Annotated in this window: 24 protein-coding genes; 12 read left to right on the top strand and 12 right to left on the bottom strand. The window is 71.4% G+C overall.

The features are described 5' to 3' along the window. The first annotated feature begins 70 nt into the window (after positions 1-70). Positions 71-2,965, top strand: coding sequence for a collagen binding domain-containing protein (locus Q1V71_RS18990; protein WP_300645873.1), 2,895 nt, complete (start codon positions 71-73; stop codon positions 2,963-2,965). On the opposite strand, the gene Q1V71_RS18985 is transcribed toward Q1V71_RS18990, so the two are convergent. Beyond that, on the bottom strand, positions 2,966-3,904 hold the full coding sequence (locus tag Q1V71_RS18985) for a GNAT family N-acetyltransferase (RefSeq protein ID WP_300645871.1): 939 nt from the start codon (positions 3,902-3,904) through the stop codon (positions 2,966-2,968). A 34-nt stretch (positions 3,905-3,938) separates the two neighbouring features. Here Q1V71_RS18985 and Q1V71_RS18980 point away from each other — a divergent pair, with 34 nt between their 5' ends. Together Q1V71_RS18980 and erpA are read left to right on the top strand one after the other, a co-directional pair. Next, positions 3,939-5,027: a glycerate kinase gene (locus Q1V71_RS18980; protein ID WP_300645869.1), complete on the top strand. Its 1,089-nt coding sequence runs from the start codon at positions 3,939-3,941 to the stop codon at positions 5,025-5,027. A 67-nt stretch (positions 5,028-5,094) separates the two neighbouring features. Continuing rightward, positions 5,095-5,451 carry an iron-sulfur cluster insertion protein ErpA gene (erpA, locus tag Q1V71_RS18975; RefSeq protein WP_179531472.1) on the top strand — a complete coding sequence of 119 codons (357 nt, stop codon included), beginning with the start codon at positions 5,095-5,097 and terminating at the stop codon, positions 5,449-5,451. Positions 5,452-5,623: 172 nt separating this feature from the next. Here the strand turns inward: erpA and Q1V71_RS18970 are convergent, their stop codons facing one another. Continuing rightward, entirely contained in the window at positions 5,624-5,839 is a 216-nt protein-coding gene (locus Q1V71_RS18970; RefSeq protein WP_300645868.1) for a hypothetical protein, read from the bottom strand. Positions 5,840-5,972: 133 nt separating this feature from the next. Here Q1V71_RS18970 and Q1V71_RS18965 point away from each other — a divergent pair, with 133 nt between their 5' ends. After that, complete coding sequence (locus Q1V71_RS18965; RefSeq protein WP_300645960.1) at positions 5,973-6,905, top strand: carbohydrate kinase family protein; 933 nt, start codon at positions 5,973-5,975, stop codon at positions 6,903-6,905. Positions 6,906-6,948: 43 nt separating this feature from the next. Here Q1V71_RS18965 and Q1V71_RS18960 read toward each other — a convergent pair whose 3' ends face one another. Together Q1V71_RS18960 and Q1V71_RS18955 are read right to left on the bottom strand one after the other, a co-directional pair. Beyond that, positions 6,949-7,200 carry a sulfurtransferase TusA family protein gene (locus Q1V71_RS18960; protein ID WP_300645866.1) on the bottom strand — a complete coding sequence of 84 codons (252 nt, stop codon included), beginning with the start codon at positions 7,198-7,200 and terminating at the stop codon, positions 6,949-6,951. Then, the gene (locus Q1V71_RS18955) at positions 7,197-8,345 is read right to left on the bottom strand and encodes an aminotransferase class V-fold PLP-dependent enzyme (RefSeq protein WP_300645865.1); all 1,149 of its coding nucleotides are present in this window, start codon (positions 8,343-8,345) and stop codon (positions 7,197-7,199) included. The genes Q1V71_RS18960 and Q1V71_RS18955 overlap by 4 nt, the downstream gene beginning before the upstream one ends. A 109-nt stretch (positions 8,346-8,454) precedes the next feature. On the opposite strand from Q1V71_RS18955, the gene coxB reads away from it, so the two are divergent. The 4 genes from coxB to Q1V71_RS18935 all read left to right on the top strand — a co-directional run bounded on the left by coxB (position 8,455) and on the right by Q1V71_RS18935 (position 12,915). Beyond that, on the top strand, positions 8,455-9,381 hold the full coding sequence (coxB, locus tag Q1V71_RS18950; RefSeq protein WP_300645864.1) for a cytochrome c oxidase subunit II: 927 nt from the start codon (positions 8,455-8,457) through the stop codon (positions 9,379-9,381). Then, positions 9,378-11,132 carry a cytochrome c oxidase subunit I gene (ctaD, locus tag Q1V71_RS18945; protein WP_300645862.1) on the top strand — a complete coding sequence of 585 codons (1,755 nt, stop codon included), beginning with the start codon at positions 9,378-9,380 and terminating at the stop codon, positions 11,130-11,132. The genes coxB and ctaD overlap by 4 nt, the downstream gene beginning before the upstream one ends. Next, positions 11,129-11,545: a cytochrome c oxidase subunit 4 gene (locus Q1V71_RS18940; protein ID WP_300645861.1), complete on the top strand. Its 417-nt coding sequence runs from the start codon at positions 11,129-11,131 to the stop codon at positions 11,543-11,545. The genes ctaD and Q1V71_RS18940 overlap by 4 nt, the downstream gene beginning before the upstream one ends. A 161-nt stretch (positions 11,546-11,706) precedes the next feature. Continuing rightward, entirely contained in the window at positions 11,707-12,915 is a 1,209-nt protein-coding gene (locus tag Q1V71_RS18935; protein ID WP_300645860.1) for an Ig-like domain-containing protein, read from the top strand. Positions 12,916-13,082: 167 nt separating this feature from the next. Here the strand turns inward: Q1V71_RS18935 and Q1V71_RS18930 are convergent, their stop codons facing one another. The 4 genes from Q1V71_RS18930 to Q1V71_RS18915 all read right to left on the bottom strand — a co-directional run bounded on the left by Q1V71_RS18930 (position 13,083) and on the right by Q1V71_RS18915 (position 17,488). Next, positions 13,083-14,726 (bottom strand): ubiquinol-cytochrome c reductase cytochrome b subunit, encoded by a 1,644-nt coding sequence (locus Q1V71_RS18930; protein ID WP_300645959.1) that lies wholly within the window; start codon positions 14,724-14,726, stop codon positions 13,083-13,085. Positions 14,727-14,824: 98 nt separating this feature from the next. Further along, complete coding sequence (locus Q1V71_RS18925; RefSeq protein ID WP_300645858.1) at positions 14,825-15,940, bottom strand: ubiquinol-cytochrome c reductase iron-sulfur subunit; 1,116 nt, start codon at positions 15,938-15,940, stop codon at positions 14,825-14,827. Then, the gene (locus tag Q1V71_RS18920) at positions 15,937-16,809 is read right to left on the bottom strand and encodes a c-type cytochrome (protein ID WP_300645857.1); all 873 of its coding nucleotides are present in this window, start codon (positions 16,807-16,809) and stop codon (positions 15,937-15,939) included. The genes Q1V71_RS18925 and Q1V71_RS18920 overlap by 4 nt, the downstream gene beginning before the upstream one ends. A 58-nt stretch (positions 16,810-16,867) precedes the next feature. Beyond that, positions 16,868-17,488: a heme-copper oxidase subunit III gene (locus Q1V71_RS18915; protein ID WP_300645957.1), complete on the bottom strand. Its 621-nt coding sequence runs from the start codon at positions 17,486-17,488 to the stop codon at positions 16,868-16,870. 149 nt (positions 17,489-17,637) lie between these two features. Between Q1V71_RS18915 and Q1V71_RS18910 the strand changes: the two genes are divergently transcribed. Genes Q1V71_RS18910 through trpD form a run of 3 tightly spaced genes read left to right on the top strand, consistent with a single transcriptional unit; the run spans position 17,638 to position 20,079 of the window. Beyond that, entirely contained in the window at positions 17,638-18,588 is a 951-nt protein-coding gene (locus Q1V71_RS18910) for a cytochrome c oxidase assembly protein (RefSeq protein WP_300645855.1), read from the top strand. A 35-nt stretch (positions 18,589-18,623) separates the two neighbouring features. Further along, complete coding sequence (locus Q1V71_RS18905; RefSeq protein WP_300645854.1) at positions 18,624-19,046, top strand: hypothetical protein; 423 nt, start codon at positions 18,624-18,626, stop codon at positions 19,044-19,046. A gap of 7 nt (positions 19,047-19,053) precedes the next feature. Continuing rightward, positions 19,054-20,079 (top strand): anthranilate phosphoribosyltransferase, encoded by a 1,026-nt coding sequence (trpD, locus tag Q1V71_RS18900; RefSeq protein ID WP_300645853.1) that lies wholly within the window; start codon positions 19,054-19,056, stop codon positions 20,077-20,079. A 17-nt stretch (positions 20,080-20,096) separates the two neighbouring features. Here trpD and Q1V71_RS18895 read toward each other — a convergent pair whose 3' ends face one another. The 3 genes from Q1V71_RS18895 to Q1V71_RS18885 are packed head-to-tail and all read right to left on the bottom strand — an operon-like array spanning position 20,097 to position 23,599. Further along, complete coding sequence (locus tag Q1V71_RS18895) at positions 20,097-21,494, bottom strand: hypothetical protein (protein WP_300645852.1); 1,398 nt, start codon at positions 21,492-21,494, stop codon at positions 20,097-20,099. A 10-nt stretch (positions 21,495-21,504) separates the two neighbouring features. Further along, entirely contained in the window at positions 21,505-21,783 is a 279-nt protein-coding gene (locus Q1V71_RS18890; protein WP_300645851.1) for an Lrp/AsnC ligand binding domain-containing protein, read from the bottom strand. 37 nt (positions 21,784-21,820) lie between these two features. Then, a complete protein-coding gene (locus Q1V71_RS18885; RefSeq protein WP_300645849.1) occupies positions 21,821-23,599 on the bottom strand; it encodes a DEDD exonuclease domain-containing protein in 1,779 nt (592 codons plus the stop codon). 146 nt (positions 23,600-23,745) lie between these two features. Here Q1V71_RS18885 and Q1V71_RS18880 point away from each other — a divergent pair, with 146 nt between their 5' ends. Next, the gene (locus tag Q1V71_RS18880) at positions 23,746-25,038 is read left to right on the top strand and encodes an NYN domain-containing protein (RefSeq protein WP_300645847.1); all 1,293 of its coding nucleotides are present in this window, start codon (positions 23,746-23,748) and stop codon (positions 25,036-25,038) included. On the opposite strand, the gene Q1V71_RS18875 is transcribed toward Q1V71_RS18880, so the two are convergent. Further along, positions 25,006-26,364 carry a hypothetical protein gene (locus Q1V71_RS18875; RefSeq protein WP_300645845.1) on the bottom strand — a complete coding sequence of 453 codons (1,359 nt, stop codon included), beginning with the start codon at positions 26,362-26,364 and terminating at the stop codon, positions 25,006-25,008. The two genes, Q1V71_RS18880 and Q1V71_RS18875, sit on opposite strands and share 33 nt — an antisense overlap. Between the last annotated feature and the right edge of the window lie 54 nt (positions 26,365-26,418).

The following is a 26,418-nucleotide window of genomic DNA, read 5'->3' as shown; positions in this document are numbered from 1 at the left end:
TGCCGCCTCAAGGTGCTCTGCTTCGCGCACCCCGGTCGCCGAGGCCGGTGGACGAAGACATGGGGATCAGATGCGCAGGATCACGAAGACACAGAACAGGAGGGCGGCAGCATTCGTCGCCATTCTGGTCGTTGGGGCAGTGGCAGTGCTGGGGGCCCCCTCGCCAGCCGCTTTGGCAGCTCCCAGCGCAGCGATAAGTGAGCCCGTCACAACTGACGGGTTTGCGAAGCGGGCCGCAGGTGACCTGGAGATCTCAGATGATTCACCGGCTTCTGGGGACACGATCAAGTTGACTGGCGTTCTGGGGGAACAGAAGCGTCCCGTCATTCTTCGCGAGTATCGAAACGCATCCTGGCGGGACGTGCAGGAGAAGAATTCCCGCCCGAACGGCTCGTTTGTCTTCCGCGTCGTGGTCCCCGATCGTGAGGCAGTCCGATATCGCGTCGTAGCGCCCCCTGTTCGTCGAGGTGGCGTCGCGCTGCCGGGTCTCTACAGCGGGTCGACGCGAGTCGAGGTGGCCCCGGAGCCGGTGGAGACACCGATGCCGACGCCGTCGCCCACCGCTTCGCCCACTTCAGGTGTCCCGACGACCGCCCCGACTCCCACGGCGACCTCGACTCCGACGGCGACCTCGACTCCCACGCCGACCCCGACTCCCACGCCGACCCCGACCCCCACGCCCGGAGGAATTGATGGGTTCGTCGGAGGACCTGAAGGTGGCGATGGAGTCTCGATCCTTGTCATCGGAGCATCAGCACGACAGGAGGTGCTGGCGGACGAGGACGGGTTCTGGTCGGTAGAGGACCTGACGCCCGGCACCTACGCGGTGTGCTTTGAGGACGCCCTCGGCCGATACGTGGCGGAATGCTTTGACGACCAACCCTTCAGCTCCGACGGCGCTCTGGCGACTCCCGTGGTCGTGGAGGAGGGGGACTTCCCCTATATCTCTGCTCAGCTCGCGCGTGTAGCCGCGGAGCCCGTGCAGGTGAGCGGCACCGTCACGGACGGCGCAGGTGACCCGGTGGAGGGTGTTTCCGTCGTGCTGTGGGGAGACGACCTGCGGCGAGCCGTGTCCGTCACCTCGACTGCCGGCGACGGGACCTACGGCTTCGAAGAACTCGACGGTCACCAGGACTATGTCGTGTGTTTCGAAGCCTCGGGCACGGGATTCCGCAACGAGTGCTTTGACGACGAGCCGTACTCCGCAGAGCCAGACGACCTCCCGCGCAACGAGGTGGACGAGGAGGGTCTCAGGATGGATGCCGTGCTCTCGGCGTCCATCGAGTCCAGGGGTTCGGTCACCGGAAGAGTCACGGACGAGGACGGACGGCCGGTCGAGGGCTACGTCTACGTGCTCGACGCAGAGACGGGCCTGGCGGACTCGTACATCAGCCTCACCGCAGCCGACGGTTCGTATGTTGTCGGAGGAATCGAAGACGCCGACTACCACGTGTGCGTCGACACGAACCTGTACGACCTTCCCGAGGGGCAGACCGGCTACGCCCCTGAATGCCTCGACGATGTCCCCAACTTCACTGTGAGCCGGGGAGCCGGCCGCGCGATAGATGTTGCGGGTGACCGTCACCCGGCAACAGATTTCACCCTCGGCGCAGGCGCCGCCCTCGTCATCAAGACCGTCGATGCCCAGGGTGAGCCTGTCTCGACGTACTTCTCCGTTGGGTGGGATCGCGTAATCGAGGGCGCGTACGTCGACACGGAGGAGACGAACGGCTTCCTCCGCGACGAGCCTGGAGTCGGCAAGCTGAGCGACCTGCCTGCTGGCTCGTACTACGTGTGCGCAGGTGACGGTCGCTGGTACATCGAGGACTCCGAGTACGAAGACGCCTGCTTTGTCGACGCGCCTGCGCCCCCGCCGTTCCACTGGGTCACCAACGGAGGTACCGAAGCGGCTCAGGCGGCAGGAGCGACCCTCGTCGAGCTCGCTCCCGGTGAAGAGCAGGTCGTCGTCATCACGTTGGACGCGAAGCCGGTGGCTGCGCCTGTCACTGGGGAGGTCACGGACAGCGGTGGAGACCCAGTGCCTGCTGTCGCTGTCTTCGTGCGCCGAGTAGGAGAAGGCATCCCCCGAGCCATCGTGCTGACGGACGCGCTCGGCCGCTACTCGACCGAGCCGCTGGGACCTGGGGAGTACACCGTGTGTTTCCAGGCGCAAGGGACCGGGAAGGTCAGCGAGTGCCATGACAACCAGCCCTACCGCACTAGCTCAGCGGGCCTTGACCCCCTGCAATCAGAGGATGAGGGGATCGTGGCAGACGCCGTGCTGGCGGACGATCCGGAGCCGCAGCTGAACTCGGTCGTCGGTAGCCTGCGCGACGAGACCGGTGCCTCCATCGTTGGCTTCGTCGACCTGTGGGACGGGTCCGACAACCAGGCAAAGACGGCGGTCAGCGCAAGGAACGGCGTCTTCTTCGTATCGGACGTGCCGGACGGCAGCTACAGGGTCTGTGCTCAGGGACTCGGCTCTTCGACGGGAGATGTCGGTTATGGATTCGAGTGCTGGGACGGAGTGCCCTCTTTCGGCGGTCCCGGGATCGGCGCTCAGCCGTTCGACCTGTCCTCAGGCGAACGTGTCGATGGCCTCGATTTCGAGCTTGCCAGAGGCGCGCTCGTGACCATCAGGGCGGAGGCGGCTGACGGCCAGCCGATCGAGGGAGCCGACGCATTCCTGACGGGGCTGGAGTTCTCCGGGCCGACGAAGGTGTCCTCACGCCGCTCCACCACCAACACGGACGGAGAGTTCATGGTTGGAAATCTCGCGCCAGGCCGCTACTACGTCTGCGTGGAGATGACCTGCGACGGCACCGCCGGTCCTGTGCCCCGCCCTGTCGAGCAGCCTGTCTTCACGCAGGAGCAAGCTGAGCAGCAGGGCATCCGGGTGCTGACCTTGACGCCCGGCGACGAGGTAATGGTGACCATCACCTCGCCCGACCCCGGAACAGGGTGATCAGAGCAGCGCGCCGTTGTGGAGGTACGGCGCGGGCGGCTTCATCCCGCGGACCCCGAGGTAGCCCTCGGTGCGGACGGTCAGCCCGGCGTCGAGCCCGACCCGCAGCGCCCACTGGTTGGCGCCGGTGACGTGCGGGACCTCGACCTCCCCGTCGGTGCGGGTCAGCGCGGCCCACAGGAGCCGGCTCGCCGTGCGCCGGTCGGTGGCGGCCAGGGCCAGGACGTGGCCTCCGTCCCCGACGTAGACGTAGCCGCTGCTCGCGCGGTCGGTGACGACCAGCGGTCGCCCCATCTGTGCCAGGAGCAGGTGGTCGTGGCCGCGTCCGGCGCCGCGGACGCGGCGGTCGAGCGAGTCGAGCTCGTCGAGGTCGCCGGGGGTCGCCTCGCGGACGCCGCGCAGCGACGGCGCCGCGGTCCGGTCGACGCGACCGCTCATGACCATCTGCGGGTGCAGGTCGAAGCCGGCCGCGAGGTAGCGCCGCACCGCCCGCGGGTCGGAGGAGGACGAGAGCATGCCGCGCAGGCAGCCGCGCGAGTGCAGGAGCGCGGCGTCCAGCAGCGGGCGACCCAGCCCGCCCTGGTGGCCCGGCAGCACGGCGAAGGTGGCCAGCACCCACAGCGTCTCGCGGCGCAGCGAGGTCACCATCCCGACGGTCCGCCCGTCGACGTCGGCCACCCAGCAGCCGGGGGCGTCGGTGTCGAGCAGCGAACGGGTGCGGTCGATCCAGCGCTGGGAGCGCGCGGCCGGTCGTCTCGAGGGTTCCGGGTCGCCGGGCCGCCGACCGGCCAGGTCGACCTGCAGGAACGCCTCGGCGCTGATCTGCTCGGCCGTCTCGACGTCCTCGGGTCGCATCGGCCGCACGACGAGGCCGCCGACCCCGCCGCCGACCCCGGCGTCCGCCCTGCCGCTCCCGTGCCCACCCGAGCCTGCCGCCACATCCGGCAACCTACCCGTGCAGGAGGATGGGGGCATGCGCGTCCTCATCGCCCCCGACAAGTTCGCGGGGACCCTGACGGCCGTCGAGGCGGCCGAGGCGATGGCCGAGGGCTGGCGGCGCCGCTCGTCCGGCGACCACCTCGACCTCGCCCCCATGTCCGACGGCGGACCCGGCTTCGTCGGGGTCCTGCACACGGCCCTGGGTGGCGACCTGGAGGTCGTCACCGTCCCCGGCCCGCACGGGGAGCCGACCCCGGCGACGCTGCTGCTGGTCGACGGCACGGCGTACGTCGAGAGCGCGCAGGCGTGCGGGATCGAGCTCACCGGCGGCGAGGGCGTCGAGGTGGCCTCCACCGTCGGCGTCGGGCGGCTGGTCGAGGTCGCCGTCGAGGCGGGTGCCCGCACGGTCGTGGTCGGGCTCGGCGGCAGCGGCACGAACGACGGGGGCGCCGGGCTGCTGCACGCGCTCGGGGCCACCGCGGACGGACGTCTGGACGCCGGGCCGCTGCGCCTCTCCGACGTCACCGGCGTCGACCTCGGTCCGGCGCGGGAGCGGGTCGCCGGCGTGCGCCTGGTCGCGGCCAGCGACGTCGACGTCCCGCTCACCGGGCTCTTCGGCGCCACCAAGTCCTTCGGCCCGCAGAAGGGCGTGGCCGAGGAGCGGATCGCCCTGCTCGACGGCCTGCTCGAGCAGCTGGCCGTCGCCACCGACCGCCGGCTGTCGCTGGAGAAGGGCGCGGGCGCCGCGGGCGGGCTGGGCTTCGCCCTCATGCTCCTGGGTGCCGAGCGCTGCCCGGGCATCGACCTGGTCAGCGAGGCCGTCGACCTGCCCGGCCGAGCCGCCGCCGCCGACGTCGTGCTCACCGGCGAGGGCGCCTTCGACTTCTCCAGCCGGTCCGGCAAGGTCCCGTACGGCGTGGCGCAGGTCGCGGCCGAGGCACTGCGCCCCTGCGTGGCCCTGGCCGGCCAGGTGCTGGTCGGGTCGCGGGAGATGCGCGCGCTGGGCGTCGAGGCGGCGTACTCCCTGGTGGAGCTGGTGGGGGAGGAGCGTGCACTCGGCGACCCCGCCGGGGCGCTGGCCGAGCTCGCGGAGCGGGTGGCGCGCACCTGGTCGAGGGAATAGGCGGGCCTCGCCTACCATTGACCAGGTACCACCGAGACTTCACCCGCACCTAGTTGGGAGCACCAGAATGACCGAGCAGGTCGAGACCGAGCGCCGCACCGACAGCATCAACCTCAGCTCCGTCGCGGCGGCGAAGGTGAAGAGCCTGCTGGAGCAGGAGGGTCGCGACGACCTCCAGCTGCGGATCTCCGTGCAGCCCGGCGGCTGCTCGGGTCTGCGCTACCAGCTGTTCTTCGACGAGCGCACCCTCGACGGTGACGTCGTCACCGACTTCGACGGCGTGGCCGTCGTGGTCGACCGGATGAGCGTGCCCTACCTCAACGGCGCGATGATCGACTTCGTCGACAGCATCGAGAAGCAGGGCTTCACCATCGACAACCCGAACGCCACGGGTTCCTGCGCGTGCGGGGATTCCTTTCACTGACGAAGTCTGTGAAAGGAATCCGTTGCTGGTCGAGCAAGCGGCGCGACTGAGGCACGAAGTCGCGACCCGCGTGTCGAGACCCAGTCAGGAATCCTGAGGCAGAAGCCACGCAGACACCACAGCCCCCGACCGGTGCCGGTCGGGGGCTGTCGTCTGTGTGCCGCGTCCTCGATCAATCCAGGTGGAGCGACAGCGCGTTGGCGATTCGCTGGGCGGCCTCGCCGACCTCGATGTCGCGCTTCTTGACCTCGCGGGGGTAGTCGGCGAAGAGGATGGAGGGCGCGGGACGGGCCGCGGCGCGGGCCAGGTGGCGCTCGAGGGTGGCGCGCGTGCGGGTGCAGTCCTCGTGCATCTGCGCGAGCGGGCTCAGGTCGTCGTAGGAGGCCATGTCCCCGACGCTAGGGGCTACTGGGGGGTACTCCCAGTCGTACCGATCGGTAGTGTTCCGCGGCGTGCCCCCCACCGCTGACCAGGCCCCCGGCTCGCTGCTGATCGCCGGCTCCATCGCCACCGACCACCTCATGAGCTTCGCCGGCAGGTTCGAGGACTCCCTCGTCGTCGAGCAGCTGCACAAGCTCTCGGTCTCCTTCCTGGTCGACGACCTGGAGATCCGGCGCGGGGGAGTGGCCCCCAACATGTGCTTCGGCCTCGCCGCCCTGGGTCTGCGCCCGGTGCTCGTGGGCTCGGCCGGCGAGGACTTCGCCGACTACCGCTCGTGGCTGGAGCGCCACGGCGTCGACTGCGCCAGCGTGCACATCTCCGACTCCAAGCACACCGCGCGCTTCGTGTGCACCACCGACTCGACCATGGCGCAGTTCGCCTCCTTCTACCCCGGGGCGATGAGCGAGGCGCGGCTGATCGAGCTCGCCCCGATCGTGCAGCGGGTCGGCGCCCCGGCGTACGTCCTCATCGGCGCCGACGACCCCGACGGGATGCTGCGCCACACCGAGGAGTGCCGCCAGCGCGGCTACCCCTTCATCGCCGACCCCAGCCAACAGCTCGCCTTCGGTGAGGGCGAGCTGATCCGGCAGCTCATCGAGGGCGCGGCGATCCTGTTCTCCAACGAGTACGAGTCGCACATGATCGAGCAGAAGACCGGCTGGAGCGCCGAGGAGGTGCTCTCCCGCGTCGGCATCCAGGTCACCACCCTGGGCGCGGACGGCGTGCGGATCCGCCGCACCGGGCACGAGGACGTCGTGGTGCCGGCCGCCAAGGACGTCGCCGCGGTCGAGCCGACCGGCGTCGGCGACGCCTTCCGTGCCGGCTACCTCGCGGCCACGGCCTGGGGGCTCTCGCTGGAGCGGTCCGCCCAGGTGGGCTGCGTGCTGGCGGCGTACGTCGTGGAGACGGTGGGCACCCAGGAGTACACCTTCACCCACCAGCAGTTCCTGGACCGGTTCGAGGCGTCGTACGGCGCCGAGGCCGCCTCCGAGCTGCGGCCGTTCCTGGTCTGAGCCACCGGCCGTCGGGGCGTCCGGGCGGCAGCGGAGTGACCGCTCAGCCCACGCGCCGCACCAGGTACCGCGCGACCCCGTCGGCGGCGGAGTCCTCCCCGAGGTACTCCTGGCCGCGCATCCGGCACCACGCCGGGACGTCGGTGCGCGCGGCCGGGTCCTCGGTGACCACCGCGACGACGGCCCCGACGGGGACCTCGACGTGCCGGCGACCCAGCTCGATGACCGGCAGCGGGCAGAGCATGCCCCGGCAGTCCAGCTCCAGGGCGACCGGCTCCTGCTCGTCCCCGGTCACAGGCCGACCTCCGTCCTGAGCCGCCCGACGAGGTCGGGCAGGGCCGCGACGAAGCGCTCCACCTGCTCCTCGGTGGTGTCTCGACCCAACGAGACCCGGACGTTGCCGTGCGTGAGCGCGCCCATCGCCGCCAGCACGTGGCTGGGCTCGAGGGTCGAGGCCGTGCATGCCGAGCCGCTGGCGACCCCGAAGCCGAGCCGGTCCAGCTCGCGCACGAGGGTCTCGCCGCTGAGGTAGAGGCAGGAGAACGTCACCAGGTGCGGCAGCCGGTCCACCGGGTCGCCGACCACCTCGGTGTCGGGCAGGGTCGCCGCGACGGCACGGATCCGGTCGACCAGGCGCCGGCGCCGCGCGTCGACCTCGGCCCGTTCGGCCGCCGTGGCCTGCAGCGCGGCCGCGGCGGCCAGCGCTCCGGCGACGTCCGGCAGGCCGCCGCCGGCGTCCTGCGGCTCGGGGTCGCCCGGGAAGGGGTTGGCCCAGCGGGCACCGCGGCGCACGAGCAGGAGACCGACCCCCGGAGGTCCCGACCACGAGGTCGCGTGCCCGGCCGCGGCAGCCCAGCCGCTGCCGGGCAGGTCGAGCAGGCCGAGGGAGGCGGAGGCGTCGAGGAACAGTGGTACGCCGGCAGGCAGGTCGAGCCCGGCGACCGGCTGCACGGTGCCGACCTCGTGGTTGGCCAGCTGCAGCGCCGCCACCGCCACACCGGGGGCGCCGGCGGCGTCGCGGAACGCGGCAGCGTCGACCCGGCCGGCCGCGTCGACACCCACCTCGACCGGCACGACGTCGCGCCGACGTGCGTGCCAGCCCAGCGCGTGGCGCACCGCCGCGTGCTCGACGGCCGACAGCACGGCGTCGTCCCCGGCGCGCGGGTTGCCCGCGACCAGCCCCAGCACGCCCCGCTGCACGGCGTCGGAGGGTGAGGTGAACCACACCTCGTCCCGGGTCAGCCCCAGGCACTCCGCGACCACCTCGCGGGCGTTGTCGAGGAGCAGCCGCGCGTCCCGTCCCGGCCCGTGCAGCGCCCGCGGATCGGCGTACCCCCGCGTGAGAGCCGCCTCCAGCACCGCGCGTGCGGCGGGGTGCAGGGCAGCGCCTGCCGCGGCGTCGAGGTGCGCGTGCGCGGGAGGACTAGGGTCAGGTGCCACGACCCGACCCTATGACGGGCTGTCCGAACCCCCACCCTGGTCCGCCTGGCCTCCCTGGATGCCGGTAGTGTGGCCGTACTCGTGATCGCTTGAGAGGAAGGCTCCACCGTTGAGTCTGCAGCACCCTTGGGGAGCGCCGCGTCGGCGCGGCAGGACCGCGCGTGCGGGTCTGGCCGTCGTCACGAGCGCCATCGTCATGCTGCTCACCGGCTGCTCTGCGGAGTCGCGTGGTGAGTGGGAGCGTCTGGCCATGCCGGAGCCGGGCACCGTCGAGGGCACCAGCACGCTGGCCCTGTGGCAGGGCGCCTGGATCGCGGCACTGGTCACCGGCGCCATCGTGTGGGGCCTGATCGGCTTCGCCGTCGTGCGCTACCGCCGTCGCAGCGACGACGAGATCCCGGTGCAGACGCGCTACAACCTGCCGCTGGAGATCTTCTACACCATCGCCCCCGTGATGATGGTCGTCGTCTTCTTCGTCAACACCGTGCGTGTGCAGAACATCGTCCTGGACGACTCCACGCCCGACAACATCGTCGAGGTCACCGGCCAGCAGTGGTCGTGGACCTTCAACCACGGCGTCGGTGCCATCGACACCGCCGCCGACGACGACAACACCGACATGGAGTTCCCGTTCGACCAGTACGCCTACGAAGTGGGGACGGCCTCCTACATCCCCACGCTGTGGCTGCCGGTCGACGAGACCACCCGGTTCAACCTCCACTCGCCCGACGTCATCCACGACTTCGGCGTGCCGGGCTTCCTCATCAAGATGGACGTCATCCCCGGCCGCGTGAACGCCTACCAGGTCACGCCCACCGAGGAGGGCGAGTACCTCGGCAAGTGCTACGAGCTCTGCGGTGTCTACCACTCGCGGATGCTCTTCAAGGTCAAGGTCGTCAGCCGCGAGGAGTACGACGACTACGTCGCCGGGCTCGTCGAGGCCGGCAACGCCTCTGATCTGCCGCTCATCGGCGGCGACGACGCCCGGACCCAGGCGGGTCTGGACACCGACGAGACCGAGGGAGAGGGCGAATGACCGCCACTGCCACCCCCCCGACCCAGGCGAGCGGCCCCGTGCGCAAGCCGCTGGGCGAGCTGACGGTCCGGATGCTGACCACGACCGATCACAAGCTGATCGGCAAGATGTACCTCGTCACGTCTTTCGCATGGTTCCTCATCGGTGGCGTCATGGCACTGCTGATCCGCGCCGAGCTGTTCGCACCCGGCTCGCAGGTGGTCAACGACGAGGTCTACAACCAGCTCTTCACCATGCACGGCACGATCATGCTGCTGCTCTTCGCGACGCCGCTGTTCTTCGGCTTCGCGAACGTCATCATGCCGATCCAGATCGGCTCCCCGGACGTGGCTTTCCCGCGCCTGAACATGTTCAGCTACTGGCTGTTCCTGTTCGGCGGCCTCATTGCCGCCTCCGGTTTCCTCACGCCCCAGGGCGCGGCCGACTTCGGCTGGTTCGCCTACACCCCGCTCTCCGACGCGGTCCGCTCGCCGGGCGTCGGCGGTGACCTGTGGATCATGGGCCTGTGGATGGCCGGCCTCGGCTCGATCCTCGGTGCGGTCAACTTCATCACCACGATCATCTGCATGCGCGCGCCCGGCATGACGATGTTCCGGATGCCGATGTTCGTCTGGAACGTGCTGATCACCAGCCTGCTGGTGCTCATCGCCTTCCCGATCCTCGCGGGCGCCCTGCTGATGCTGGAGGCCGACCGGAGCCTCGGTGCCCACGTCTTCGACACCGCCCACGGCGGGGCGATCCTGTGGCAGCACCTGTTCTGGTTCTTCGGGCACCCGGAGGTCTACATCATCGCGCTGCCGTTCTTCGGCATCGTGACCGAGATCCTCCCCGTCTTCAGCCGCAAGCCGATCTTCGGCTACGTCGGCCTGGTCGGGGCGACCCTCGGCATCGCGATCCTCTCGGTCGCGGTGTGGGCCCACCACATGTTCGTCACCGGTGCGGTCGACCTGCCCTTCTTCTCCGGCATGACCTTCCTCATCGCGGTGCCGACCGGCGTGAAGTTCTTCAACTGGATCGGCACGATGTGGGGCGGCTCGCTGTCCTTCGACACCCCGATGCTGTGGTCGATCGGCTTCCTCACGACCTTCCTCTTCGGTGGCCTGACCGGTGTCATCCTGGCCAGCCCGCCGCTGGACTTCGCCGTCTCCGACTCCTACTTCGTGGTGGCGCACTTCCACTACGTCGTCTTCGGCACCGTGGTCTTCGCGATGTTCGCCGGCTTCTACTTCTGGTGGCCCAAGTTCACCGGCCGGATGCTCGACGAGCGCCTCGGCAAGCTGCACTTCTGGATGCTCTTCGTCAGCTTCCACCTGACCTTCCTCGTCCAGCACTGGCTGGGCGTGGAGGGCATGCCGCGGCGCTACGCCGACTACCTGCCCGAGGACGGCTTCACCTTCCTCAACCAGGTCTCGACCGTCGGTGCCTTCCTGCTCTCGCTGTCGATGCTGCCGTTCTTCTACAACCTCTACGTCTCGCGCAACGCTCCGCTCGTGGAGGTCGACGACCCGTGGGGTTGGGGCCGGTCGCTGGAGTGGGCCACCTCGTGCCCGCCGCCGCGCCACAACTTCCACACCATCCCGCGCATCCGCTCGGAGTCGCCGGCCTTCGACCTGCACCACCCGGAGATCGCGGCGCTCGACCTGGACCAGAACCAGGCTGCCGCCAACGGTGACTTCGCCGATGCTCCGGACATGACGGGCCGCGAGGACATCGTGCGGGGCGAGCACACGAAGGGGGATGAGTCCCGATGAAGGCCGAAGCCTGGATCTTCGCGATCGCCACCATCTTCATGGTGCTGGTGACCCCGGCCTACTGGTTCATCACGGGCGCCGGCGAGACCGGAGCCGACTGGACCGGGACCTCCGCGCTCACGATGACGGCGCTGCTGACCCTCATGGTCACCATCTACCTCGGCTTCCACGCCCGGAAGATGGAGCCCCGTCCCGAGGACCGCGAGGACGCCGAGATTGCCGACGGTGCCGGCGAGCTGGGCTTCTTCCCGCCCTACTCCTGGTGGCCCCTGTGGGCGGCCCTGACGCTCGGCGTCATGGTCTTCGCGCTGGCGATGACCGCCTGGTGGCTGTTCATCATCGGCTCCGTGCTCGGTGCCCTGGCCACCTGCGGCCTGGTCTTCGAGTACTACCGGGGTGAGCACGCCCACTGAGGCTCCTCGCAACCTTTCCGTCGCACTCCGCGTCCTCCCTGCAAGGGACGGCGCGGAGTTCGTCGTTGTAGGCCCGTGCTGCCTACCCAGGGACGGTCCCGCGCCACCGTGCGTCCGGACCGTCACCGCCACCACAGCAGACCTGTCTGGAGAACCTGACGATGACAGCCCACCGCCGCCCCCGGACCCTGCTGGCCTCGGTCAGCCTCATGGCGCTGGTCGCCACGGGGTTGAGCGCGTGCGAGGGCCCGGCAATGCCGGGTGCCGCCGACGGTGCTGCTCGAGACGCGGCCGGGGCGCCGGCGCAGGAGCCTGCGCGCCTGGTGCTCAACGTGCGCCGCGGGGAGCGTGACGTCAGCGTCGACACCCTCCTGGACGTGCAGGCCCGGTCCGCCGTGCTGGAGACGGTTAGGGTCAGCTCTCCCGCCGGTGGCGTGCCCGGCGAGCTTGCCGAGGACGGCACGTCCTGGACGGCCCTCGAGCGGCTGGAGCCGGGGGCGGCGTACACCGTGCGCGCCGTGGGACGCGACGCCTCGGGCGAGGTGCTGCGCTCGGTGGCACGGTTCAGCACGCAGGACCTCACGCTCGCCGAGCAGACCTTTGCCTCCGTGGCGCCGTTGGACGGCGAGACCGTGGGGATCGGGATGCCCGTGGTGGTCTCCTTCGACGTGCCCGTCACCGACCGGGCGTCCATGGAGCGCCAGATGCGGGTCGAGTCGGTCCCGCAGCAGCCCGGCACCTGGCACTGGATCAGCGACACCGAGGCGCACTGGCGCCCCCGGCGCTACTGGCAGGCCGGCAGCGAGGTGCGTGTCGACCTCGACGTCAACGGGGTCTCGGCCGGCGGTGGTGTCTACGGCCAGCACGACCGGGAGATCTCCTTCACCGTCGGGGACGCCCACGTCTACCGGGTCGATGCCCGGACCCACCAGATGCGCGTCTTCTCCAATGGCCGGCTGCTGCGCACGATCCCCATCACCACGGGCAAGCCCGGTTTCGAGACCCGCAACGGGACCAAGGTCATCATGGAGAAGTTCGACGTGCGGCGGATGAACTCCGAGACCGTGGGCATCCCGGCTGGCTCGGCGGAGTCCTACGACATCGACGACGTGCAGTGGGCGATGCGCCTGACCCACTCCGGTGAGTTCATCCACGCGGCACCGTGGTCGGTCGGCAGCCAGGGGAGCGCGAACGTCTCCCACGGTTGCACCGGCATGTCGACGGCCGACGCGGGTTGGCTCTACGCGATGACGCGCCGTGGTGACGTGGTGGAGACCGTCGGGACGGCGGGGGAGGACATGACCCTCACCAACGGGTGGGGGGACTGGAACGTGCCGTTCGCAACGTACCGGGAGGGTTCGGCCCTGTAGGAGCGAAGCGACGCGCAGACGACTCAGCCCCCGGTCCGATCGGACCGGGGGCTGATGTCTTGGGCTGGGGTCTCAGCTCATCGACTGGGTCTCGACACGCGGGTCACGGCTTCGCAGGCTCAGCCGTGCCGCTTGCTCGACCAGCATCGTCGTAGCCGCTGGCGCGTCTACGACCCGCGGAGCGACTCACCCTCGACGGCGTGGTGGCCGTCGAACTGGTGCCCGTCGGCGGCGACGCCGTCGAGCGCAGCGGTGAGCGCGTGCTCGTGCTCGGCGTGGTGCCGGGCCTCCTCGAGCTCCTGTGCGGTGGGCTTCTGCACGTTGTCGGCGAACCAGAGCGTCGAGAGCTTGGCGCGCAGACCGTCGAGCCGGCCACCCGGGGCTGCCACACCGCTCTCGTCGGTCTCGGACCCCGGGGTCCAGACGACGTCGCGGTCGCGAGCGGTGAGGGTGTAGGCGGCGTTCTCGCTGATCGGCAGGTGCCGCTCGGAGTAACCACCCTCGGGCGAGCGCATGATGACGCCCGTCTCGTAGCCGTGCAGGAGCTTGGCCTCGTCGTGCCGCTGGAGCGAGATGCACCAGCGACGCGTGACCCAGAAGGCGATCGCCGGTCCGACGAACACGGCCACCCGTATGAAGTAGGTGATCTGGTTGATGTCGGAGTTCAGCGTGATCGCGATGATGTCGTTGCCGCCCGCGGCCCACATGAGGCCGTAGAAGGTCATGAGCGAGACCATCAGCGCGGTCCGGGTCGGGGCGTTGCGCGGGCGCTCCAGCAGGTGGTGCTCACGCTTGTCGCCGGTGATCCAGGACTCGATGAACGGCAGCAGCAGCAGGATCGTGAACATCAGACCCGGCAGCACGATGATCGGCAGGAAGACGTTCAGCGCGAAGGAGTAGCCACCGAGGTGGAACTCCCAGCCGGGCATGATGCGCAGCGCGCCGTCGGGCCAGCCCATGTACCAGTCGGGCTGGGAGCCGGCCGTGACCTTGGTCGGGTCGTAGGGGCCGTACTTCCAGATCGGGTTGATGCTCAGGAGGCCACCCATGATCGCGGTGACGCCGAAGACGATGAAGAAGAAGCCACCGGCCTTGGCGGCGTACACCGGGAGCATCGGGAAGCCGACGACGTTCTCCTCGGTGCGGCCGGGGCCAGGCCACTGGGTGTGCTTGTGGTAGACGAGCAGCAGCATGTGCGCTGCGATCAGCGCCAGCAGGATGCCCGGGATGAGCAGCACGTGGATCATGTAGAGCCGGGGGATGATCTGATCGCCGGGGAACTCGCCACCGAAGAGGAAGAAGCTGAGGTAGGTGCCCACCACGGGGATCGACTTCATGAAGCCGTCCGCCGCGCGGATGCCGGTGCCCGAGAGCAGGTCGTCGGGCAGGGAGTAGCCCGTGAAGCCCTCCAGCGTGCCCAGGAGCAGCAGCAGGCAGCCGATGACCCAGTTGAGCTCACGGGGCTTGCGGTAGGCGCCGGTGAAGTAGACGCGCAGCAGGTGGACCATCATCGAGGCGATGAAGATCATCGCCGCCCAGTGGTGCATCTGGCGCATCAGCACGCCACCGCGCACGTCGAAGGAGATGTGCAGGGTGGATGCCATCGCATCCGACATCAGCACGCCGCGCAGCGGGTCGTAGGAGCCCTCGTAGACCACCTCGGCCATGCTCGGGTGGTACCACAGCGTCAGGAAGACGCCGGTGAGCAGGAGGACGACGAAGCTCCACAGGGCGATCTCGCCCAGCATGAAAGACCAGTGGTCGGGGAAGACCTTGCGCAGGTTCTTCTTCATGGCCGTGCCGAGGCCCAGTCGCTCGTCGGCCCAGTTGGCGACGGCGCCGGCCTTGCCCGGCTTCTTGGCGGTGGCGGCCGAGCTGTTGCTCGTGGCCACCTTGCTGGTGTCGATGCTCACAGGTCAGCCTCTCCCTGGTCGCCGATGTCCTTGTGATCGCGCTCCCAGTACGTCGGCCCCACCGGCTCGGTGAAGTCGGACTGGGCCACGAGGAACCCCTCCTCGTCAACGGCGAGAGGGAGCTGTGGGAGGTGTCGACCAGCCGGCCCGAAGACCACCCGACCGGAGTCGGAGAGGTCGAAGGTGGACTGGTGGCACGGGCACAGGAGGTGGTGGGTGGTCCGCTCGTAGAGCGAGATCGGGCAACCCACGTGGGTACAGATCTTGGAGTAGCAGACGATGCCGTCGACCGACCAGTTGTCCCGACCCTCACCGGGGATGATGGTCTCGGGCTCCATCCGCACGACGATGACGGCAGCCTTGGACTTGGCGATGAGCAGCTCGGCCCCGTGGAGCTCGGGCAGGCCGCTCTCCTCGGACGGGAAGATCGCCTCGGGCTGGGCGTTGACCAGGTCACCGATCTCGAGGTCGGAGGCCCGGATCGGGGTGCCCACGACGTCGCGGACGACACGCATGCCGGGGGTCCACACGGTCTTCTCGAGCCCGGCGCCCGGGTAGTCGGCCTCGGCGGCCTGTCCCGGGGTGGGACCCAGGTCGCGCAGCAGGACCACGGCGGGGACGCCTAGCATGCCGACGGAGGCGAGCAGGGTGTTGCGGATCAGGGGGCGCCGGGCGATGCCGGAGTCCTCGGCACCGGAGGAGAGCGCCTGCAGCGTGGCCTCGCGGTCCTCGTCGGAGGACCGCGCTGGGTGACGCATCTCGACCATCTCGACGTCGCTCATGAGCTTGCGGGCCCACTGGATGGTGGCCGCGCCGATGAGCAGGAGCGCCAGGCCGAGGAAGACGCCCAAGCCGACGGTGGAGGCACCGAGGCCGAGGATCGTGTCCCAGTTGTCGCCGACGTCGGCGACGAAGTAGGTGACGACGAAGCCGAGGACGCAGAGCATCGACAGCAGGTACATCGAGGCGATCTGGCGCTCGGCACGTCGGGCGGCAGCCTCGTCGATGTCGGTCGGGCGCCACGTGTGGCTGGGCAGGCCCGGGTTGGGGATGGGCTCCTCGGCCGGAAGGTTGTCCGAGCCGGTGTCGGGGCCGGTCGGCTCCTTGCTCACGCCTCCACCTTCTTCTTGTTCGAGCGCGTGGTGTGCGCGGCGATCCAGACAGCGAAGCCGACGAGGGCGCCGATGCCCACGATCCAGGCGAACAGGCCCTCAGCCACCGGGCCCAGGCTGCCCATCCCGAAGCCACCGACGCCGGCGGACTCGTTGAGGCTGTTGATGTAGGCGATGATGTCGCGCTTCTGGTCCGGGGTGAGGTTGCCGTTGCTGAAGGACGGCATGTTCTGCGGACCGGTCAGCAGAGCCTCGTAGATGTACTTGGCGTCGACCCCGCGCACGGTGGGCGCGTAGCCGCCGTTGGGCATGGCGCCGCCGGAACCCTCGAAGTTGTGGCAGGCGGTGCAGTTGGTGAGGAAGAGCTGGCCACCGCGGACGATGGCGGCCTCCTGCGCCTCGCTGTCCAGGCCCTCGATGCTGTAGTCGCTCTCGTCCGGGATGGCCGGACCGGGGCCGAGCGTGGCGACGTACGCCGCGAGCGCAGCGGTCTCCTCCTCGCTGTAGACCACGTCCTTGCGGGGGGCCTGCGCGCCGGGCTGGGCCATCGGCATGCGGCCGGTGCTCACCTGGAAGTCCACGGCGGCGGCGCCGACGCCGACCAGCGAGGGCCCGAGGTTGTTGCCGCGGTCGGTGAGGATGCCCTCGCCGTTGGTGCCGTGGCAGGTGGAGCAGCCCACGAGGAAGAGCTTGCGGCCCTCCTCGACCTGGCTGGCCAGGTCCTGGGTCTTCTCCGCCGAGGCAGGGGTCATCACCGCGGTGTAGAGACCGCCGGCGGCCACGAGCCCGACCAGCAGGAGGAGGGCGCCCGCCAGTCGCCCGCGACGGTGGCGTGACAGGCGGCCGGCAGTTGAGTTCAGGATGCGCACGTCAGAGAGTCCTTGTTCCGGTGTCAGTCTAGGAGGCGCTCAAAAGCGGTACTGGTCGTCACTGGACGAGGTAGATGGTCGCGAACAGACCGATCCACACGACGTCGACGAAGTGCCAGTAGTAGGAGACGACGATCGCGCTGACCGCCTGCTCGTGGGTGAACTTGCGTGCGAGGTAGGTGCGGCCCAGCACCAGCAGGAAGGCGATCAGGCCGCCGGTGACGTGGATGCCGTGGAACCCCGTGGTGAGGTAGAACATCGAGCCGTACGCCGAGTCCTGGATGGTCACGCCCTCCTGGACGAGCGTGGCGTACTCCACCGCCTGGCCGCCGATGAAGATGGCGCCCATGACGAAGGTGAGGATGAACCACTCGCGCAGGCCCCAGCCCTTGATCTGGAAGACCGAGCCGCTGCGCCCCACCTGACCGCGCTCCGCGGCAAAGACGCCGAGTTGGCAGGTCAGCGAGGACAGCACCAGGATCGTGGTGTTGACCGCCGCGAAGGGCACGTCGAGCAGCACGGTGTTCTGCGCCCACAGCTCGGGGCTCACCGAGCGGATCGTGAAGTACGCAGCGAACAGCGCTGCGAAGAACATCAGCTCGCTCGCGAGCCAGATGATCGTCCCGACGCTGACCATGCTGGGTCGGTCGTGGTGCCCGTGGAGCCGGGATGCTGGGATGGTTGCCGCTGTCGCCACGGGAGCATTATGTCCGGCCGGGCCTAGAGAGTCACTCCGACCCCCCGATCTCGGACGGCTCCCGCGGCGGTTGTGACGCACGCCCCTCTGCGGCAGGTCTGCGGTCGCCGGGGACGACCTAGACTCGACCCGTGCCTCGGACCCCCCTGGCGGACGCGTCCACCGCCTCGACGTACCTCCCGCCCCTGGACTTCTGGGGCGTGCTGTCGACCTGGGTCTTCGAGCCGGTGCCGATCGTCCTCACCGCCTGGATCGGGGGGCTCTACCTCCTCGGCGTCCGCACGCTGCGGGCCCGGGGGGACGCCTGGCCGGTCGCGCGGACGATCTCCTTCGTCGTGCTGGGGCTGGGGTCCTTCGTCTTCGCGACGAGCTCGGGCCTGGGCGCCTACGACACGACCCTGCTCAGCGTGCACATGGTCCAGCACATGGTGCTCTCGATGGTCGTGCCGCTGGCGCTCGCGCTCGGGGCGCCGGTCACGCTGGCGCTGCGGACCCTGCCCGCCGCGCCGCGACGCTGGCTGCTGGTGGTGCTGCACTCGCGGCTGGCGCGAGTCCTCACCTTCCCGCCGCTGGTGCTCGCCCTCTACATCGTCTCGCCGTGGGCGCTCTACTACTCCGACTGGTACCCGCTCACGCTGGAGTCGACGTACTGGCACGAGGCGATGCACCTGCACCTGGTGCTGGTCGGCTCGATGTTCTTCTGGCCGCTCATGGGCATCGACCCGGTGCCGGGGCGCGTGGGCTACCCGTTCCGTGTGCTCATCACGGTGCTGACGCTGCCGTTCCACGCCTTCCTGGGCGTCACGATCATGGGGCAGGAGACGCTCATCGCTGAGGAGCACTACCTTGCGCTGCGCGAGGGTCCGATGGGGGCCTGGCTGCCCGACGCCCTCGACGACCAGCACCTCGCCGGCGGCATCCTGTGGGGCTCCGGCGACCTGATCGGCCTGGTCTTCTTCGGCGTGCTGTTCGTCCAGTGGGTGCGCTCGTCGATGGCCGAGGCCAAGCGGGAGGACCGTCGGCTGGACCGCATCGAGGCCCGCGAGGCGGCGCGCGGGGCGAGGGTCCCCGCCGACCAGTGATCCTGCGCGCTGCGACAGACCCCTACGATGGCCCCGTGAGCGACACCACTGCCTCCCGCAAGCCGTTGAAGGTGCTCGTCTACAGCGACGACGTCAACACCCGCCAGCAGGTCATCCTGGCCCTGGGTCGGCGGCCGCACCCGGACCTGCCGGAGGTGGAGTACGTCGAGGTCGCCACGGAGCCGGTGGTGATCCAGAACATGGACGCGGGCCACATCGACCTGGCGATCCTCGACGGCGAGGCCGTCCCCGCCGGGGGCATGGGCATCGCCAAGCAACTCAAGGACGAGATCTACCAGTGCCCGCCGGTGCTGGTGCTGACCGGGCGCCCGCAGGACGCCTGGCTGGCCACCTGGTCGCGGGCCGAGGCGGCACTGCCGCACCCGCTGGACCCGATCCGGCTCGCCGAGACCGTCGTGGCGCTGCTGCGCTCGCGGGTCCCGGCGCCCACCTCCTGAGCTGCGTGTGAGCAGCTGGGCGGAGGTCCTCGGCGACCTGGTCGCCGGGAAGGACCTCACCGAGGCGCAGACCGCCTGGGCGATGGGCGAGGTGCTCGCTGGCCAGGCCACGGACGCCCAGGTCGCCGGCCTCGCGGTGGCGCTGCGGGCCAAGGGCGAAACGGTCGCCGAGGTCGAGGGCCTGGTCGCCGCGATGTACGCCGTCGCCACGCCGCTCCCGGTCGCCGGCCGCACGCTCGACGTCGTCGGCACCGGCGGTGACCGCTCCATGTCGGTCAACATCTCCACGATGTCGGCCATCGTGGCCGCGGGCGCGGGTGCGCGCGTGGTCAAGCACGGCAACCGCTCCGCCTCCTCCCAGGCCGGCACGGCCGACGTCCTGGAGCAGCTCGGGGTGCGGCTGGACCTGCCCGTGGCACGCGTGGCCGAGGTCGCGGAGGAGGCGGGGATCACCTTCTGCTTCGCCGCCGCCTTCCACCCCGCACTGCGGCACGCGGCCGCGGCGCGGCGCGACCTCGGGATCGGCACCACCTTCAACCTGCTCGGCCCGCTGGCCAACCCGTCGCGGCCTGCCGCACAGGCGATCGGGTGCGCCTACGAGGGCAAGACCGAGCTGATGGCCGGCGTCTTCGCCCGCCGCGGGGTCGACGCCTGGGTGTTCCGCGGCGACGACGGGCTGGACGAGCTCACGACGACCACCACCTCCTCGGTGTGGCGCGTCCACGACGGTGTGGTCACCCCGGGCCGGGTCGACCCCCGCGACCACGGGCTCTCGCTCGTCACGCCCGACGACCTCCGCGGTGGTGACGCCGTCCACAACGCCGAGGTCGTGCGGCGGGTGCTGGCCGGGGAGCAGGGGCCGGTCCGCGAGGCGGTGCTGCTCAACGCCGGCGCTGCCCTCGCGGTCCACGGTGACCCGGGCGCGGACGTCGGCGCGGCGCTGGACGCCGGCATCACCCGGGCGCGCGAGGCGATCGACTCCGGTGCGGCCGCCGCGCTGCTCGAGCGCTGGGTGGCGGCCACCGCCTCCTGACTCCCGCCGGTCGCCGGTCAGCCCGCGTCCCACCCGGTGGGCGCGGTGAGCAGCTCGACCTCCTCGGAGGTCTCCTCGACGATCCAGCCGGCGTCCTCGAGGGCCGCGGTGAGCGGGTGGTCGGTGCGCAGGAACGCGACCTCGGCCCCGGTGCCGCGCACCAGGTCCTGCCAGCCGCGCTCGAGGTCGAGGATGTCGCTGTTGCGCTCCAGCTCCTCGGTGGTGAAGGTGTCGCCGTAGCCGTGCATCACCAGGTGCAGCTGCGGGTGGGCCCACATCACCAGGCCGCCGTCGCCCCAGTCGTTGAGGACCACGGTGCCGTCCGGGAGTGCGCCCAGCTCGCGGTCGACCCAGCTCGGCTGGGTCGGCGGCTCGTCCGCGGTCCGGGTCACCACGAGGGCCAGCACGACGAGCGTGGCGACGGCGGAGCCGAGGGCGATCTGGGCCTCGCGGGGAGCGAGGGGTCGTCGCGGCTCGGTCACGAGCGACTGCAGCGCCGCCGCAGCGAGCGGGGCCAGGGTCACGGCGGCCAGCGGCATGGTGCGGTTGGAGTAGAGGGCCAGCCCGAGCCCCAGGCCGAGGAACAGCACCGTCGGCCAGTCCGCGCCGCGGCGCAGCCAGACGAGCAGGGCGACCGCCGCGAGCAGCATCAGGGCCGCACCGTTGGCGCTGGTGAAGTCCGGGGCGGCCCACTCGGCGAAGAACCGGCCGCGCCCGGCCACGACGAGGACCGCCGGGTACAGCGCCGGCCCTACCGGGGTCACGGCCGCCGCGAGCGCGCACGACCCCAGGACGGCCAGCTGGCGGCGTACCTCCCGGGCGGGGGGACGGCGGTGCAGCACGGCGGCCAGGACACCGACGGCGCCGACGACGAGGGCGAAGGGCCACATGCCGTGCCACATCGCCCAGAACCAGGTGAGTGGCACCAGCAGCCAGGGGCGGGCGCCGGTGTGCGCGGCCACCCACCAGGCGTGGACGGTGAGTGCCATGAAGGCGTAGCTGAGGACCTGCGGGCGCGCGGACAGCGCGGGGGCACAGGCGACGACGGTCACGGCGACGACGACGGCGACCACCAGCAGGTCGGCCCGGCGGCGACAGGTCCAGGTCACGGCGAGCACGAACAGGACCAGCTGGAGGCCGGAGAACCAGGCCACGCCGGGCAGCCCCGCGAGGCCCTCGGCCCAGGCCATGACGACCTGGGGGAGCCACTGCGTGGGCACCCAGTCACGCGTCGCGAGCGGGGTGACGCTGCCCGGATCCGTCAACGACCAGCCCGAGAGGAACTCGCTGCCGAAGCGCAGGTGGAAGTAGGTGTCGGTGTTGGTCAGGGGGCGCGCCGCCCGGCGCGCGACGGCCACGAGGACGCCGAGCAGCAGGAGGGCGGGCAGCCAGGTGCGCGCGAGCCGCGAGACCACGCCGGCGGGCTCAGTCCAGGCCGAGGGAGAAGGCCGACTCCAGGTCGTGGCGGGAGTAGGCCCGGAAGGCGATGTGGGTCTCGGTGTCGGTCACGCCCGGCACCTTGTTGAGCCGGTCGGCCACGACTGCAGCCACGTCGTCGTGGTGGCGCACCCGGACCAGGGCGATGAGGTCGATCTGGCCGGTCACGGAGTAGACCTCCGAGACGCCGTCGATGGCGGCGATCGCCTCGGCGACCTCGGGGATCCGGGCGACGTCGGCCTTGACGAAGACGATGGCGGTGATCACCGGCTCACCGTACCGGCGCCGAGCGGTGCGGTCGGTGTCATCGCGCCGGACGGTGGGTGGGTCGCAGGCCGCGCCGCTCCGTGGGATCGGCCAGGGCGCGCCGGGAGTCGCGCACCCGGTCGTGCACGCCCAGCTCGCGGACGGCGCCGGCGACCGGGCACACCCACTCGCCGGTGACGTCGACCAGCCGGATGCCGGGCTGCTCGAGCCAGGCGAGGATCTTCTCGGTCTCCTCGACGGTCGCCGCCGGCACCGGGCCGGGAGCCGTGCGCACGGTCTCGGCGCCAGCCCGGAGCTGCTCGACGTAGGCCCCGGCGTCGGCGCCGGAGGGGATGACCCCGGCGGCGGCCAGCCGCCCGAAGCGGACCACGTGGACCGCCCAGCGGCCGTCGTCCTCGCGGCGGGCCGCGACCACCTCGTGGCAGCCGCTGAGCGCACCGACGCGCTGGGTGCGCGCGGCCGCGCGCACGAACGCCGCCAGCCGGTCGCGGTGGACCCCCGCCTCCTCGAAGCGCTCGTCGTCGGCCAGGCCGGCCATCCGGTGGTTGATCTGCTCGACGACCAGGTCGGGGCGGCGCAGCAGGGTGTCGCGCAGCTGTCGGACGACGGCGGCGTACGTCGCCTCGTCGGCGGATCCGTCGCAGGGCGACAGGCAGCGGCCCATCTCGGCCAGGACGCAGGGGGTGCGGGTGGTGCGCGGGCCGATGCGGTCGGCGCACTGGCGCACCGGGAAGGTCTCGTGGAGAGCCTCGAGGCAGGACTGGGCAGCCTTCCGCGAACCGAACGGGCCGAGGTAGTCCGCGTCGTCGTCGAGCACGCGCGGCACCAGCGAGAGCCGCGGCCAGGGCTCGCGGGTGAGCTTGACGAAGTGGGTCTTCTCCGGGTGCCGGGAGCGGCGGTTGTAGCGCGGCTTGTGCTCGGCGATCAGCCGCAGCTCGCGCACGGCTGCCTCCAGCGGCGTGGCGCACTCGATCGCGGTGACCGAGGAGGCCAGCCCGACCATCTCGCCCATGCGTGACCGGGTCTCGGAGGCGGTGAAGTAGGAGCGGACGCGGGTGCGGAGGTCCTTGCTGGTGCCGACGTACAGCACCCGCTCGGCCTGGTCGCGGAAGAGGTAGACGCCGGGGGAGTGCGGCAGGCCCTCGGCCAGGTGGCGCTTCTTGCGCTGCGCGGTGGTGACGCGCGAGGTGAAGGTCTGCAGCTCCTCGAGCGTGTGCACCCCCAGGCCGCCGAGCCGCTCCATCAGCCCGTGCAGCACGTCGACGGTGGCCCGCGCGTCGGCCAGCGCGCGGTGGTTGGGCGTCGTGGCGGCCCCGAAGAGCCGGGCGAGGGAGGAGAGCTTGCAGTTGGGCGCGTCGTCGCGGGTGATGACCCGTCGGGCCAGGCGGGCGGTGTCGACCACCTCGAACCGGGGCCAGGGGCGCTGCTGCTGTGCGGCGAAGTGCTGCAGGAAGCCGACGTCGAAGGGCGCGTTGTGGGCGACCAGCACCGTGCCGGTCGCGAACTCCAGGAAGGCCGGGAGCGCACTGTCGATCGTGGGGGCCCCGGCGACCATGCCGTTGGTGATGCCGGTGAGCACCGCGATGAAGGGCGGGATCGCGGTGCCGGGGTCGACCAGGGTCTGGAACTCGCCGAGCACCTCGCCGCCCCGGACCTTGACCGCGCCGATCTCCGTGATCATCGAGCCGGAGGTGGGGGAGCCGCCGGTGGTCTCCAGGTCCACCACGCAGAAGGTGAGGTCGCGCAGGGGGCGGCCGAGCTCGTCGAAGGTCCGCTGGCTCTCCCAGGAGACCTGGGCCCCGGCACGACTGCTCACGTCGAGGACGCTAGATCGGGGCACCGACAACGGTGCGGCGGCGCGCGGTCGGGCCAGGTCCTAGGCTGGAGGCGCGGCACGCCCCAGGCGTGCCGGCCGGGTGCCGCTACGGCCCTCGTGGCAGCGCTCGGCGGGAGGAGGCAGTGGTGGAGGACGGGACGATCCGGCTCGAGGAGCTGCCGGTCGCGGTGCGGACGCGGGTCCTGACCCTGGTCGCGGACGTGCTGCCGGACGTAGCGCAGCTCCCGGCGCCGCTGCGGAAGGTGGCCGCCTTCGCCCCCGCCCGCAGGGCGCGGCTCGGCGCGGCCGCCATCACGGCGGGGCTCGACGACGCGGCGCTGCGAGACCGGGTGGCCCACCAGGTCTCGGTACGCCGGCAGGACGAGCTGCGCGCCCTGCGCGACGGCACCATGCACGACGCGCTCGAGGCCGCGGCCCTCGACTGGCTGGTGCGGCCGCAGGGGTGGACCCGTCGGCTCGACGACTCGGTCAGCGTCGTGGAGCAGCAGGCCGCCCAGCAGGCGCAGGTCGTCGCGGCCGCCCGGGACGAGCGGTGGCAGCAGCGCGCCGAGCAGGCCGAGGCAGAGCTGCGAGAGGTGCGGGCGTCGTACAAGCAGCAGGTAGAGGGGTACAAGGCCGAGGTCACCCAGCTGCGCCGCAAGCTGGGGGAGGCACGGGCCAAGGGGCGCGACGTCGACCAGGAGGCCGTGCGCGCCGCACGCGAGGCGGAGGAGGCGCGGGCCGCGGCTGAAGTAGCCCTGGCCGCGCGGGAGAAGGAGGTGCGCAGGCTGCGCGCCGAGGTGGAGCGGTTGGAGGCCGAGGCGCTGGAAGGGCGTCGCGGGACGCGCAGCGAGCGCGAGCACGCGACCGCGCGGACGCGGGTGCTGCTCGACACGATCCTGGAGGCCACTGCCGGGCTGCGCCGAGAGCTGGCCCTGCCCCCGAGCACCTCGACCCCCGGCGAGCGGGTCGAGGAGACCCTGGCCGCCACGCTCGCGGCCGTCGGTGCGCGCGCGGTGCCCGAGGTGGGGCCGGCGCTGCTGGAGCAGTACCTCGCGCTGCCGCGCGCCCGGCTCGTGGTCGACGGCTACAACGTCTCGATGAGCACCTGGTCGTCCTCCTCGCTGGAGGCGCAGCGGACGCGGCTGCTCGGCGCGATGGGGCCGCTCGTCGCCCGCACCGGTGCCGAGACCACGGTCGTCTTCGACGGCGCCGACGCCGAGACCCGGCCGCCCACCGCGGCACCCCGCGGGGTCAAGGTGCTCTTCAGCCCCCAGGGCGTCATCGCCGACCAGGTTATCGGCGAGCTGGTCGAGGCCGAGCCGCGCGGGCGCGTGGTGCTTGTGGTCAGCGACGACCGCGAGGTGCAGGCGCGGGCCCAGCGGGCCGGCGCCCGGGCGGTGCCGTCAGCCGCGCTGGTGGGCCTGCTCCGGGGCTGAGTCGACGGCCTCCGCAGTCGAGGGCCTGCTCGCTTGCCCGGTACCGTCCGCCAGGACTCGGACGACCAGCACGCCGAGGAACCCGCAGAGCAGCCACGGGCCGACCAGCACCGGCGCCCCGACGAGGATCTCGAGGAAGGCGTTGCCGGTCCAGGCGCGCTCCAGCGGGAGGCCGGGGCTGTCGAACACGGCGCCGACGGCGGTCGCGCCGACCTGGAGCCCGGCGACGAACGGCAGCGCGGACCGGGCCAGCCGGCCCGCGTGCGGCACGGCGAGGGCGAGGGCCGGGGTGAGGCTGAGCAGCAGTTCGAGGGTCAGCCGGTAGCCGTAGAAGGCCGAGCCGCCGGCGAAGTGGTTCATCAGGCCCTGGACGACGGTGTAGACCAGCCCGCCCAGGACCATGACCCGCGCCCAGTCCGGCTGGTGCCGCCAGGACCGGACCAGGGCAGGAAGCAGCAGGACGGCCACGGGTGTCCACACCAGGAAGCCCCGGTCGAGCGAGACCCAGAGCCCGGCCTCGTTGGCGAGCGTGTCGAGCAGGGACTGCGAGGTCGCCCGCTCCGCGTAGGCGTCGGCCTGCGGGTAGCCGCCGGCGGGGTCCCACTCGCCGTACAGCCAGCGGCTCCAGCCCGCGGCCAGGGCCAGGAAGGGCAGGCTCCCGGCCGCGACCAGGAGGACGGGGCGCCAGCTGCGCCGGGCGAGACCGACGCCGGTGCCCAGCACGGCCACGGCCAACGAGAGGTGGAGGCGGCCGGTGAGGCCGACCCCGCCGAGCACCCCGGCCAGCAGCCACCGGTCGCGGCTGGCGGCCCAGGCCATGCCCGCGAGGCCGAACACGGTCAGCGTGTGCGGCCACATGGCGTCGGCGGCGACGCTCCACAACGGCGTACCCAGGGCCAGGACAGCGGCCACGCCTCCGGCGAGCCGGGCCCCCAGCCTCGGCCGCAGCGCGCTGAAGATGAGGAGCACCGCGAGCCAGACGATCACGGCCGCGACCACGCCGGCCGGGCGGATGCGGAAGTCGGCGGGGTCCGAGCCGGCGCCGAGGTAGGCCGGGACCGAGGCCGCCGTGATGCCCGGGGAGCGGAAGACGACCTCGTGGCCGTGCTCGCTGGGCCCGGTCCAGTAGGGCGGGGAGTCGTAGTCGTACGGCGTCGCGTCGAGGTCGACGTCCTCCAGCCACGGCTCGCCGGACGTCGCGATGCGCCACCCCTGGAGGCTGGCCGAGGCGGCGTCGACGGACGGCGACGAGGCCGTCGTGCCCACGAGCACGGCCAGCAGCGCGGCTGCCAGCAGTGCGCCCAGCCAGCGTCGATGCCCGGTCATCGTGCCTCCCACCGGCAGACGTTCTCACGTGCTCGTGCCGGCGCGCAGCGGAAC

Origin of the sequence: Nocardioides sp. (genome assembly GCF_030149505.1) — a bacterium.
Lineage (GTDB): Bacteria > Actinomycetota > Actinomycetes > Propionibacteriales > Nocardioidaceae > Nocardioides.
Note: the sequence above shows the minus strand (reverse complement) of the source record. Positions and strands in the feature narration are given on the sequence as shown.

Coding starts and splice junctions, on each gene's coding strand:
- Q1V71_RS18940 (WP_300645861.1), top strand. CDS start 11,129: ATGAAGGCCGAAGCCTGGATCTTCGCGATCGCCACCATCTTCATGGTG.
- Q1V71_RS18970 (WP_300645868.1), bottom strand. CDS start 5,839: ATGGCCTCCTACGACGACCTGAGCCCGCTCGCGCAGATGCACGAGGAC.
- Q1V71_RS18965 (WP_300645960.1), top strand. CDS start 5,973: ATGAGCTTCGCCGGCAGGTTCGAGGACTCCCTCGTCGTCGAGCAGCTG.
- Q1V71_RS18990 (WP_300645873.1), top strand. CDS start 71: ATGCGCAGGATCACGAAGACACAGAACAGGAGGGCGGCAGCATTCGTC.
- ctaD (WP_300645862.1), top strand. CDS start 9,378: ATGACCGCCACTGCCACCCCCCCGACCCAGGCGAGCGGCCCCGTGCGC.
- Q1V71_RS18935 (WP_300645860.1), top strand. CDS start 11,707: ATGACAGCCCACCGCCGCCCCCGGACCCTGCTGGCCTCGGTCAGCCTC.
- Q1V71_RS18980 (WP_300645869.1), top strand. CDS start 3,939: ATGCGCGTCCTCATCGCCCCCGACAAGTTCGCGGGGACCCTGACGGCC.
- erpA (WP_179531472.1), top strand. CDS start 5,095: ATGACCGAGCAGGTCGAGACCGAGCGCCGCACCGACAGCATCAACCTC.
- Q1V71_RS18875 (WP_300645845.1), bottom strand. CDS start 26,364: ATGACCGGGCATCGACGCTGGCTGGGCGCACTGCTGGCAGCCGCGCTG.